Source organism: Streptomyces sp. NPDC085596, from assembly GCF_044541565.1.
In the GTDB taxonomy this organism is placed as follows: domain Bacteria; phylum Actinomycetota; class Actinomycetes; order Streptomycetales; family Streptomycetaceae; genus Streptomyces.
This window is the reverse complement of the sequence record NZ_JBITTC010000002.1, coordinates 465,533-477,645: the sequence shown is the minus strand read 5'-3', so window position 1 is coordinate 477,645 and position 12,113 is coordinate 465,533. Positions and strand designations below refer to the sequence as shown.

The window sequence follows — 12,113 nt, the reverse complement described above, 5'->3', positions numbered from 1 at the left end:
AGACAGCTCATCCGGCACGGACGGGAGGTGACAGGACACATGAGCGACGGCACGGCCACGGCACAGGCCCCCACGACAGGCCGCGCGTGGACCGAGGACACGGTCCCGGCGCGCCTCGCCTGCGTGTACCTGCCCGCGCCCCTCCCGCGCGAGGCCCGCATCGCCTTCTGGGACCCCGCCGGCGACCCCCTGCCCGGCCCGGCCGCCACCGACGAACTGACCGTCGTACGCCCGCACGGTACGGGCGTACGACGCCGCCAGGTGCCCGCGCTCACCCTGCCCCTCGCCGACGCGCTGCCCCTGCTGGTCCGCGCCCGGCACGACCCGGCCGCCCACCCCGCCACCGCCTGCTGGGGCGCCGCCGCGCTGCACGCCCTGCGCCTGGCCGCGCGCGGACGCCTGCTGCCCGGCCTCACCCCGAGCGGGCACGACGCCTGGCGCGCCGGACCGCTGGAGCCCGACGACATCGCGCACCTGCGCGCGGTGGCCGCCGCCCTGCCGCCCGAGGGCCACGCCGTGCCGCTGCCCGGCCCCGGCCCGCTGACCCTGCCTGAACCCGAGGCGCTGGTCCGTTCCTTCCTGGACGCCGTCGCGGACACGCTGCCCCGCACCCCCGCCGCCCCGCACACCAGCGGGCGCCCCTTCGCCGCCCGCGAGCCCCAGCCGCTGCCCGGCGCCCACGACTGGGCCGCCGAGGTCGCCGCGGGCATGGACGCGGGCGTCCGCATCTCGCTGCGCCTGGACCTGTCCGGGTACAGCGTCTTCGACACCGGCGACGACCAGCGGGCGCGGGCCGCCGGTGCCGCCGTCGTCCAGGTCCACAGCCTCGCCGACCCCACCCTGGTGGCCGACGCGGCGACCGTGTGGGCCGGGGACGCGGACGCCTTCGGGCCGCGCGCGCACGTGGACGCCGCCCTCGCCGTCCGGCGCGCGGCGCGCGTGTGGGCGCCGCTGGACCGGCTCACCGAACAGGACGTGCCCGACGTGCTCGCCCTGTCCGAGGAGGAGGTCACCGACCTGCTCGGCGTCGCGGGGGGCCGGCTCGCCGCGGCCGGTGTCGCCGTGCACTGGCCCCGCGACCTCGCGAGCGACCTCGCCGCCACCGCCGAGGTCCGCACCGCCCCCGGCTCCGCGACCGACGGCACCGGCTTCTTCGAGAGCGAGGAACTGCTCAGCTTCCGCTGGCAGCTCGCGCTCGGCGGCGACCCGCTCACCGAGGCCGAGATGGACACCCTCGCCGAGGCACACCGCCCGGTCGTCCGGCTCCGCGACCGCTGGGTCCTGGTCGACCCCGCCCTGGTCCGCAAGGCCCGTAAGCGCGAACTGGGCCTGCTCGACCCCGTCGACGCGCTCTCCGTCGCCCTCACCGGCACCGCCGAGGTCGACGGAGAGACCGTGGAGGCCGTCCCCACGGGCGCCCTCGCGGCCCTGCGCGACCGGCTCACCGCGGGCATCGCCCCGGCCGAGCCGCCCGCCGGGCTCGACGCGACCCTGCGCGACTACCAGCTGCGCGGCCTCGCCTGGCTCGACCTCATGACCTCCCTCGGGCTCGGCGGCTGCCTCGCCGACGACATGGGCCTCGGCAAGACGATCACCCTCATCGCGCTCCACCTCAAGCGCGCCCGCACCGAGCCGACCCTCGTGGTCTGCCCCGCCTCCCTGCTGGGCAACTGGCAGCGGGAGATCAACCGCTTCGCGCCCGGCGTCCCCGTCCGCCGCTTCCACGGCGCCGACCGCACCCTCGACGGCCTCACCGGCGGCTTCGTCCTCACCACCTACGGCACCATGCGCTCCGCCGCAGCCCAGCTCGCCGAGCGGCCCTGGGGCATGGTCGTCGCGGACGAGGCCCAGCATGTGAAGAACCCGTACTCCGCCACCGCGAAGGCGCTGCGCACCATCAAGACCCCCGCGCGCGTGGCGCTCACCGGCACCCCGGTGGAGAACAACCTCTCCGAGCTGTGGGCCCTGCTCGACTGGACCACCCCCGGCCTGCTCGGCCCCCTGAAATCCTTCCGCGCCCGGCACGCGCGTGCCGTGGAGAACGGCGAGGACGCCGAGGCGGTGGAGCGGCTGGCCCGGCTGGTCCGGCCGTTCATGCTGCGCCGCAAGAAGTCCGACCCCGGCATCGTGCCCGAACTGCCCCCCAAGACCGAGACCGACCACCCCGTCCCGCTCAGCCGCGAACAGGCCGCGCTGTACGAGGCGGTCGTGCGGGAGTCGATGCTCGCCATCGAGGAAACGGACGGCATCGCCCGCCGGGGCCTGGTCCTGAAGCTGCTCGGCGCCCTCAAGCAGATCTGCGACCACCCGGCGCTCTACCTCAAGGAGGAGCCGTCCCACCCGGACCGGCTCTCCGCCCGCTCCGGCAAGCTCGCCCTGCTGGACGAACTGCTGGACACCGTCCTCGCCGAGGACGGCTCGGTCCTGGTCTTCACCCAGTACGTCGGCATGGCCCGGCTCATCACCGCCCACCTCGCCGACCGCGCGGTCCCTGTCGACCTCCTGCACGGCGGCACCCCGGTGCCCGAGCGGGAGCGGATGGTCGACCGTTTCCAGTCCGGTGAGATCCCGGTCCTGGTGCTCTCTCTCAAGGCGGCCGGCACCGGTCTGAACCTCACCCGCGCGGGACACGTCGTCCACTTCGACCGCTGGTGGAACCCGGCCGTCGAGGAACAGGCCACCGACCGCGCCTACCGCATCGGCCAGACCCAGCCCGTCCAGGTCCACCGCCTCGTCACCGAGGGCACCGTCGAGGACCGCATCGCCGAGATGCTCACGGCCAAGCGCGCCCTCGCCGACGCCATCCTCGGCTCCGGCGAGGCCGCCCTCACCGAGCTGACCGACCGTGAGCTGACCGACCTCGTGTCCTTGCGGAGGCCGGCATGAGTTCCGGGGAGAACAGCCCGGCGGAGGAGGCGCGCGAGGCGCTGCGCGCGGCTCGGTCGGGGGAGGACACCTCCGGCGCGGGGCGCGGTGCGGAAGAGAGTGCTGGGCGTGGTGCGGCGCGGGGCGCCTTCGGTGGGGAGCCGGCTGAGGAAGGTGCTGCGCCGGCCGATGCGCCCGAGGCGGAGAACCGGCCGAGCGGGGCTGCGCGGGCCGCGCTGCGAGGCTTTTCGGGCGGGGGGCAGGGTGGCGAAGACGCCTCGCTGCCCCGTCCGCCCGAGGCGGAGAACCGGCCCAGCGAGGCTGCGCGGGCCGCGCTGCGTGCTGCTTCCGGGGCGGATGGTGTCGCGTCCGACGGGCCTGAGGAGGAAGGCCGGGGGCAGGGGCAGGGGCAGGGGGCGGTGGCCGAGACCGAAACTCGGCCCGGTGAGGTTGCTCGGGCCGCGCTGCGGGCGGCTGTCGCGGCTCGGCGTGAGGGCGTGGAGGCGGACTCCGCTCCGGATGCTGGTGCCGATCCCGGTGGGCTGCCCACGCCCGCTGACCCTCCGCCGACCACCGAGCCGCCCACCCCAGCCGGCCCGCGCCCGGCCGACGTCGCCCGCGAGGCACTCCGCGCCGCCCGGCGGGAGGCCGAGCGTGGGGAGCGGCGCCCACGTCGGACGACCTCGCGCCCCGCACCCGCGCCCGCCGAGGGTTCCGGGCGCTCCGCCCATGCCCAAGTCGCGCGTGACATGCGGGACTTCCTCAGCAGCGCCTTCCGTATGCCCGAATGGGCCGACGCCCCTGAGGACACCGACGCCCCTGAGGACACCGAGGCCCGGCCGCCCACCGACACCCCCGAGCCCGTCAGCATGGCTTCTCTGCTGAAGGCCGGCCCGGTGATCCCGCCGCGCCCCACGTCCCCGGAACCGAGCCCCGAGCACGGGCCGACCCCGCCGGCCCCCAGCACCACCCCGACCCGCCCGGAACCCCATTCCGCCGACCACCCCGCTGCGCCCCCACAAGTCCCCCCATCCATGGCCACCCCCCACCGCGACAACGAACTCCGCCGCACCTTCCCCCCGTTCGCTCCCCGCCCCGAGCCGCAGCAGGACTTCGCCGGGACCTGGTGGGGCCAGGCATGGGTCGACGCGCTGGAGCGAGGCGCACTGGACGCCAACCGGCTGAGCCGAGGGCGCGGTTACGCCGACGCGGGCCATGTCGACGCGATCACCGTGACACCGGGGCTCGTGCTGGCGTACGTACGGGGGAGCCGCCCGCGTCCGTACCGGGTGCAGATGCGGTTGCGGACGCTGGACGACGCGGACTGGGACCGCTTCCTGGAAGCGGCGGTCGACAGCCCCACGGACATCGCCGCGCTGCTCGACAAGGAGCTGCCGCACACCCTGGCCGACTGCGGAGTCCCCCTGCTGCCCGGCCCCGGCGACCTCACCCCGCACTGCAGCTGCCCCGACTCCGGCCGCCCCTGCAAACACGCGGCCGCGCTCTGCTACCAGACCGCCCGTCTGCTGGACGCCGACCCGTTCGTACTGCTCCTGCTGCGCGGCCGGGGCGAGCGGGAGTTGCTGGACGTCCTCTCCCGGCGCAGCGCCGCCGGCGCGGCCCGTGCCGCGCGGGAGCGGGGCCCGGCCGCGCTGCCCGGCGTGCGGGCATCGGAGGCGCTCGCCGGCCGCCCGCTCCCGCCGCTGCCGGCACCACTGCCCCCGCCCGCGCACCCGGAAGCGCCACCGGCGTACCCGGCGGCGCCCGGCGGCCCCGACCCGTTCGCGCTGGACCAGCTGGCCACCGACGCCGCCGCCCGCGCGCACGCGCTGATCACCACCGGCCGTGATCCGGTGGGCGGGCTGACGCTGTGGCAGGACGCCGTGCGCCTGGCGGCGGCCCGCCCTGGCTCCGGCCTGACCGCCGCCACCCGCAGCCTGTACGCCACCCTCGCCGCCGCCGTGCACCGGACCCCCGCCGAGCTGGCCCGCGCGGTAGCCGCCTGGCGGCAGGGCGGCCTCGCCGGGCTGACCGTGCTGGAGGAGTCCTGGGACCCGCCCGCGGGCCGCTTCGACCGCGCCCGCCCGCTGCTGCTCGCCGCCGACCTCCCCGCGTTCCGCCCCTGGCGCAACCACCTCACCCACCCGGTGCGCCACGCCCAACTCCGCCTGGGTCAGGACGGCTTGTGGTACGCGTACGAGTCGGAGCCCGGCCATGACGACTGGTGGCCCCGAGGCGCGCCCGACCTCGACCCGGTCTCCGCCCTCACCACCCTGGACATACCGGACTCCCTCTGAGTGTCGTACGCGTGCCGTGGAGGCCGTGCGAGAGTTCACCGCGCTTCTCCGGAGGCATGACTTTGCTGGCACGACCCGCCGCGCGAAGGCACCCCTCGGTGCGAAATACTCTCCCGATGAGTCCACGCGTTTCCCCGATCAGCCGGCCGATCACGATACGGAGGGCCGTCGCGCGGGATGCCAAGCGGCTCACGCGGCTGGTGCGTGGCTCAAGCGCCTACGAGGGCAAGTACGCGTCCGCGGTCGCGGGCTACCGGGTCGGCCCTGACTACATCGAGGCGCACCGCGTCTTCGTGGCCGTCGGCGCCGACGAGCATGGGGGCCGGGTCCTCGGGTTCTACTCGCTCGTCCTCGCTCCACCGGAGCTCGACCTGCTGTTCGTCGCCGACGAAGCGCAAGGGCGGGGTATCGGACGCCTGCTCGTCGCGCACATGCAGTCCGAGGCCCGTGCCGCCGGGCTCGACCGCGTCAAGGTCGTGTCGCATCTTCCCGCCGAGGGCTTCTACCGCCGCGTCGGTGCAGTGCGGATCGGGACCGTGCTCGCGAACCCGCCCGCCGTGCTGTGGGACCGTCCTGAATACGAGTTTCGCGTTCCTTCGGAATGACGCGGTGTGCCGGTGCGCAGGGCACCGGCTTCGCCTGCCCGGATCAATATCTGTGCTCGCGAAGTAAGGCTTTGCCGGGCCGCGTAGTGAGAGTTTTTGTCGCAACGAGCTGAGTGGAATTGCATAATGCGCACGGACTGTTCCGGTGTGCTACTGTCGATCTCAGTTGCAGTTGTGGTTCCCGAAACTTCAGGTGCCTCGGCCGGTTCTGCCGGCTGGGAGCGCTTTTGTATTTCCGGTCATTTCCGGGCGGGGTAATCATCGCGGCGACACGGCATCCGCACAGTGCGGATTCCGATGTATTGCCCCAAAGGAGATATGACATGGCTGCTGGTACCGTGAAGTGGTTCAACGCGGAAAAGGGCTTCGGCTTCATCGAGCAGGACGGTGGCGGCCCGGACGTGTTCGCCCACTACTCGAACATTGCCGCGCAGGGCTTCCGTGAGCTGCTCGAAGGCCAGAAGGTCACCTTCGACATCGCGCAGGGCCAGAAGGGCCCGACGGCCGAGAACATCGTTCCGGCCTGACGCTGACGCACAGACTGCAGCTGGGGCCCGCATCCTTCGGGGTGCGGGCCCCAGCTGTACTCGTCTCCGGACCTTGTGCCGCCCCGTGTCACCCATTTCAGCACCTGCGCCCCCGGGTATTTTCGTCGGTCCATACCTGTAATTCTCCATGCCGCTCATTGCTGCGGGAATTCCTTGATATGTGCCACATCGAGGAAGGTTCCGCATGAACCGCACACGCACGAATGACCGCTTCAACCGCTCCGGCGGACACAGCCGCCGGCCGGCCGCGGTGCATGGTGAGTTCGCGCTGCCCAGGACGATCACCCCCGCGCTGCCCCCCGTTGAGGACTTCGCCGATCTCGGCATGCCCGAGCACCTGCTGACCGAACTCGGCAGGCAGGGTGTGACCGCACCGTTCCCGATCCAGGGCGCGACGCTACCGAACTCCCTGGCGGGCCGTGACGTACTGGGCCGCGGGCGCACCGGTTCCGGCAAGACCCTCGCCTTCGGCCTCGCCCTGCTCGCCCGTACCGCTGGACAGCGTGCTGAGCCCCGCCAGCCGCTGGGGCTGATCCTCGTACCGACGCGTGAGCTGGCGCAGCAGGTGACCGACGCGCTCACACCGTATGCCCGTTCCGTCAGGCTGCGGCTGGCCACCGTGGTGGGCGGGATGTCGATCGGCCGGCAGGCCGGCGCGCTGCGCGGCGGGGCCGAGGTCGTCGTCGCGACGCCCGGACGGCTCAAGGACCTCATCGACCGTGGCGACTGCAGGCTGAACCACGTGGGCATCACGGTGCTGGACGAGGCCGACCAGATGGCCGACATGGGTTTCATGCCGCAGGTCACCGCGTTGCTCGACCAGGTCCGTCCGGAGGGGCAGCGGATGCTGTTCTCCGCCACCTTGGACCGTAACGTCGACCTGCTGGTTCGCCGCTATCTGACCGACCCCGTCGTGCATTCGGTCGACCCGTCGGCCGGTGCGGTCACGACGATGGAGCACCACGTCCTGCACGTCCATGGCGCCGACAAGCACGCCGCCACGACCGAGATCGCCGCCCGCGACGGCCGCGTGATCATGTTCCTGGACACCAAGCAGGCCGTCGACCGGCTGACCCAGGACCTGCTCAACAGCGGGGTACGCGCCGCCGCGCTGCACGGCGGCAAGTCGCAGCCGCAACGCACCCGCACGCTGGCGCAGTTCAAGACGGGGCACGTCACCGTGCTGGTGGCAACCAACGTCGCGGCGCGCGGCATCCACGTCGACAACCTCGACCTGGTGGTCAACGTCGATCCGCCGACCGACCACAAGGACTACCTCCACCGCGGCGGCCGTACCGCCCGCGCCGGAGAGTCCGGCAGCGTCGTCACGCTCGTCACACCGAGCCAGCGCCGGGGCATGGTCCGTCTCATGTCGGACGCCGGAATCCGGCCGCAGACCACCCAGGTCCGCTCGGGAGACGAGGCCCTGAGCCGGATCACCGGCGCCCAGGCCCCGTCCGGCATCCCGGTCGTCATCACCGCACCGGTGGTCGAACGCCCCAAGCGCAGCGCCTCCTCCCGAGGCCGACGCCGCCCTTCCTCGGAGACCAGGCGCGCCCCCGTACGCCGTCCTGCCCTCGACGTGGTGGCCTAGAACGTTCGTGATCAGAGAGTTGACCCATCTCCGCAGGAGGCACCTTTTGACGCTGATCCAGATGAAGCCCCGCCCGGTGGACGCCAACCCCGTGCACAGGACGGCCGTGGAGGTCATGGACGCGGCCGGACCGCAGGTCTGTGACGACATGAGCGTCGAGGTGGCGCTGGCTGTCATGGCCGCCGCACGCACGGGCCGGCTGGTCGTCTGCGACCAGGACGACCAGCGCATCGGCCTGGTGACCCGAACCGATCTCACGGCCGTCCGTGACAGCGGTGCTCACCCGGACCGCGTCCGCCTGCGCGACATCCTCAGCGATCACGGATCGTTCACCCCGCCCGTGACCACGATGGCGAAGCCGAGCACACGATGCGCTCCCGTCGGCTCGGTGCTCTGCGCGTCGTAGACGGGCAAGGCGGCGCCCCGGGCATCCTCGCCCTCGGCCGCCGAAACGCCTCGCCCCTGGTCGGACCGTTCTTCCCTTCTCCCTGTGAGGCCACATGCGCTGCGTCATCGCCCGCTTCCCCTTCGAGCTCACCAAGGGCGGAGTGCTGGAATCGATGAAGGGCGTCAAGCCCGAACCGGTCACCGGAGAATCGGTGATCATCGGCCGCCGCCACTACCCCGCCAAGCAAGTCGGCCAAGTCATCACCCGCCAGGACCGCCGTGACTTCAGCGCCGCAGAAGTCCTCCGGGCCATGGCTCGGCTCGGCTTCACCTGCCGCGCCCTCCCCAAGGCCGCGCCTTTGGACATCCCCGGCTCGCCGCAGCACGCCTCCGCGATGCTCGGCACTCCCGTGACGGTCTGACCGGGCAGACAGGCGCGAGCCGACATCCGACCAGCAGTGTGGGCCCCACCGGTACGCCGGTGGGGCCCACACTGCGTGCGGCGGGTTCCCGTCGCCGTCGCTCGGTGGGAGCTGCTCGAACCACCCATGGACCGGTCGAGGCGGATTACCTCGTCTTCGAGCACGCGGAAATCTATGCCAGCCAGAGTAGACATTGGGTGGTGGTGTGGTTATGGTTTCTCTTGTAGCCGAGATCGAGCGAGGCCCGGCAGAGATGAACTGCCGGGCAGCAGTACCGCAGTTCGCAGTTCGCAGGACGGTGCGGTGGTGGAGTTCCGAAGCCGGAGCGGTAGCAGGAAGGCGACGGGACTGACGACCGGACCGGGTGGCCCGCAGTGATCAGGGGCCGCCATGAGCAGTACCGCAGTGGCAGTACCAGTCAGTGAGTAGTTGATCAAGAGGGAAGAACGGAGGAGCCGAGCGCCATCAGGATCGCCCGGGTGAAAGTCCAGGACCCGGGTACCGCAGGACATCGATAGTGAGGTGGTCTCCGGTCGAGCAACCGCGATCCCCGCGCCCCCGACAGCGACTCGGTCGGGTCCGCGGAAACAGAGGGCCGGTGCAGTATCAGGGCCGGCAGATGGTGTAGTAGTTCCTTCGGGGCCCTGGTGCCAGTACGGCACCAGGGCCCCTCCACGCGTGCCACAGAGAGGTGCAATGACAGCAGACGACACGTTCGGCCGTCTCGACGACGACGATTACCCCGCCTACACCATGGGCCGGGCCGCCGAGATGCTCGGTACCACGCAGGGCTTCCTCCGCGCCATCGGCGAAGCCCGCCTCATCACCCCACTCCGCTCCGCCGGCGGCCACCGCCGCTACTCCCGCTACCAACTGCGCATCGCTGCCCGTGCCCGGGAACTCGTCGACCGGGGCACCCCCATCGAGGCCGCCTGCCGGATCGTCATCCTCGAGGACCAGCTCGAGGAAGCCCAGCGCATCAATGCCGAATATCGTCGCGCCGCCGAATCAGGGAACCCGACGGCAGCAGAATGAGTGAGCGTGCCCGTCAGCGCCGGCGGGCATCGCACATACGGTCTTGGTGTGCGGTGTGATCATTTTCCTATGGTGACTCGGTGTGTGGGCGTGTAGCGTCTGCGTCAGCTGTCGTGGTTCGGAATTCCCTCTTGCCCACGCCTCCGGTGTGGGCGTTTTGCTGTGCTGTGCCGCAGGGACCAGGGCGATCACCTCCGTCTGCCACAAGGAGTGGGAGACGTTCATCGACTGGAAGGCATGACCATGGCTACGGGAACTGTGAAGTGGTTCAACGCGGAGAAGGGCTTCGGCTTCATCGCTCAGGACGGCGGCGGCCCGGATGTCTTCGCGCACTACTCCGCGATCAACTCCACGGGCTTTCGTGAGCTCCAGGAGGGCCAGGCCGTGACGTTCGACGTCACCCAGGGCCAGAAGGGCCCGCAGGCCGAGAACATCAACCTGGCCTGACCTCGCAGACCTGCCCGAGGGGTCGCGCACACCGCGTCCGGCAGGCGCCGCGCCTGCTCTCGCGTAGGTCGGCACACGATCAGGGGCCGCGCAGCAACAGCTGCGCGGCCCCTGATCGTGCTGTGGCTCAGGCGTCGATGATGACGGGGATGATGAGGGGCTTGCGGCGGTAGGTTCGGAACGCCCAGTTCGCCACGGCGCGGGCGACGAGTTGTTCGAGTTGGCGCGCGTCCCCGACGCCTTCCTCGGCCGCGGTGGCCAGGGTCTTCTCGATGACGGGGATGACCGGCTCGAAGGTGGTGTCGTCGTGGACGAAGCCCCGGGCCAGGAAGTCGGGGGCCTCGGCGAGGGCGCCGGTGTCCGCGTCGACGATCGCCACCACCGTGACCACGCCTTCCTCCGCGAGGGTGAGGCGGTCCTTGAGCGACGCTTCGGTGGCGCCGCCGACCTCCATGCCGTCCACGTAGACGTTGCCGGCGGGCACCTTGCCGGTGATGGACGCGCGCCCGTCGACGAGGTCGACGACGACGCCGTCCTCGGCGATGACGACCCGTTCGGGATCGACACCCGTACGGATGGCGAGGTCGGCGTTGGCCCGCAGGTGGCGCCATTCGCCGTGCACGGGCATGACGTTGCGGGGTTTGACGATGTTGTAGCAGTAGACGAGTTCGCCGGCGCTGGCATGCCCGGAGACGTGCACCTTGGCGTTGCCCTTGTGGACCACGTGGGCGCCCCACCGGGTGAGTCCGTTGATCACCCGGTAGATGGCGTTCTCGTTGCCGGGGATGAGGGAGCTGGCGAGCAGGACGGTGTCGCCCTTGCCGATGCGGATCATGTGGTCGCGGTTGGCCATCCGCGACAGCGCGGCCATCGGTTCGCCCTGGGAGCCGGTGCACACCAGAGTGATCTTGTGGTCCGGGAGCTTCTCCAGCTCCTTCGTGCTCACGACCAGACCGGAGGGGACCTTCAGATAGCCCAGGTCACGGGCGATGCCCATGTTGCGGACCATCGACCGGCCGACGAAGGCGACCTTGCGGCCGTGCTGGTGGGCGGCGTCCAGGACCTGCTGGATGCGGTGCACATGGCTGGCGAAGCTGGAGACGATGACCCGGCGCGGCGCGGTGCGCATCACCTGCTCGATCGCCGGGTTCAGCTCGCGCTCGGAGGTGGTGAAGCCGGGCACCTCGGCGTTGGTGGAGTCGGTGAGGAACAGGTCCACGCCCTCCTCACCGAGGCGGGCGAAGGCGCGCAGATCGGTGATGCGGTCGTCGAGAGGGAACTGGTCCATCTTGAAGTCGCCGGTGTGCAGCACCATCCCGGCCCGGGTGCGGAGCGCGACCGCGAGGCTGTCGGGGATGGAGTGGTTGACCGCCACGAACTCGCAGTCGAAAGGCCCGAAGTTACGCCGGTCGCCCTCCCGTACGCGCACCGTCCGCGGCCGGATGCCGTGTTCCTTGAGCTTGGCCTCCAGGAAGGCCAGCGTCAGCTTGGAGCCGACGACGGGAATGTCGGACCGCTCGCGCAGCAGGTACGGCACGCCGCCGATGTGGTCCTCGTGACCGTGGGTGAGTACCACGGCCACGATGTCGTCCAGCCGGTCCCGGATCGAGGTGAAGTCCGGCAGGATCACGTCCACGCCGGGCTGGGTCTCTTCGGGGAACAGTACGCCGCAGTCGACGATGAGCAGCTTGCCCTCGTGCTCGAAGACGGTCATGTTGCGGCCGATCTCACCCAGGCCGCCCAGGGCGATGACCCGCAGCCCTCCTTCGGGAAGGGGTGGGGCGGCTTTCAGTTCGGGGTGCGGATGACTCATACCCTGACGGTACCTGGAAGCGGGACAGGGAGATCCATCGCCTGTCTGATCCAGTGAGCACTCGCTGCCCGGGAGGTCTTCCACCTGATCAGGGCCATAC

At 71.5% G+C, this 12,113-nt stretch carries 9 protein-coding genes and 1 pseudogene; 9 read left to right on the top strand and 1 reads right to left on the bottom strand.

Going from position 1 to position 12,113, the window contains the following annotated elements; translation table 11 throughout:
* Positions 1–39 precede the first annotated feature (39 nt).
* From ACIGA3_RS07800 to ACIGA3_RS07760, 9 genes and pseudogenes are all read left to right on the top strand, one after another.
* Positions 40–2,886 carry an SNF2-related protein gene (locus tag ACIGA3_RS07800; protein WP_399711577.1) on the top strand — a complete coding sequence of 949 codons (2,847 nt, stop codon included), beginning with the start codon at positions 40–42 and terminating at the stop codon, positions 2,884–2,886.
* Positions 2,887–3,614: 728 nt separating this feature from the next.
* Positions 3,615–5,162, top strand: a complete 1,548-nt coding sequence (locus ACIGA3_RS07795) for an SWIM zinc finger family protein (RefSeq protein WP_399711576.1) — start codon at positions 3,615–3,617, stop codon at positions 5,160–5,162.
* A 116-nt stretch (positions 5,163–5,278) separates the two neighbouring features.
* Positions 5,279–5,767, top strand: coding sequence for a GNAT family N-acetyltransferase (locus ACIGA3_RS07790; RefSeq protein WP_399711574.1), 489 nt, complete (start codon positions 5,279–5,281; stop codon positions 5,765–5,767).
* A 323-nt stretch (positions 5,768–6,090) separates the two neighbouring features.
* Positions 6,091–6,294: a cold-shock protein gene (locus tag ACIGA3_RS07785; protein WP_045556499.1), complete on the top strand. Its 204-nt coding sequence runs from the start codon at positions 6,091–6,093 to the stop codon at positions 6,292–6,294.
* A gap of 205 nt (positions 6,295–6,499) precedes the next feature.
* Positions 6,500–7,909, top strand: a complete 1,410-nt coding sequence (locus ACIGA3_RS07780; RefSeq protein WP_399711571.1) for a DEAD/DEAH box helicase — start codon at positions 6,500–6,502, stop codon at positions 7,907–7,909.
* Positions 7,910–7,955: 46 nt separating this feature from the next.
* A pseudogene (locus ACIGA3_RS07775) lies at positions 7,956–8,356 on the top strand (CBS domain-containing protein); the annotation flags it as partial.
* A gap of 53 nt (positions 8,357–8,409) precedes the next feature.
* The gene (locus ACIGA3_RS07770) at positions 8,410–8,718 is read left to right on the top strand and encodes an SCO5918 family protein (RefSeq protein WP_399711569.1); all 309 of its coding nucleotides are present in this window, start codon (positions 8,410–8,412) and stop codon (positions 8,716–8,718) included.
* A 696-nt stretch (positions 8,719–9,414) separates the two neighbouring features.
* On the top strand, positions 9,415–9,753 hold the full coding sequence (locus ACIGA3_RS07765; protein WP_399711567.1) for a MerR family transcriptional regulator: 339 nt from the start codon (positions 9,415–9,417) through the stop codon (positions 9,751–9,753).
* Positions 9,754–9,996: 243 nt separating this feature from the next.
* Positions 9,997–10,200, top strand: coding sequence for a cold-shock protein (locus ACIGA3_RS07760; RefSeq protein ID WP_030052720.1), 204 nt, complete (start codon positions 9,997–9,999; stop codon positions 10,198–10,200).
* Positions 10,201–10,327: 127 nt separating this feature from the next.
* Here the strand turns inward: ACIGA3_RS07760 and ACIGA3_RS07755 are convergent, their stop codons facing one another.
* The gene (locus tag ACIGA3_RS07755; RefSeq protein WP_399711566.1) at positions 10,328–12,013 is read right to left on the bottom strand and encodes a ribonuclease J; all 1,686 of its coding nucleotides are present in this window, start codon (positions 12,011–12,013) and stop codon (positions 10,328–10,330) included.
* Positions 12,014–12,113 lie beyond the last annotated feature (100 nt).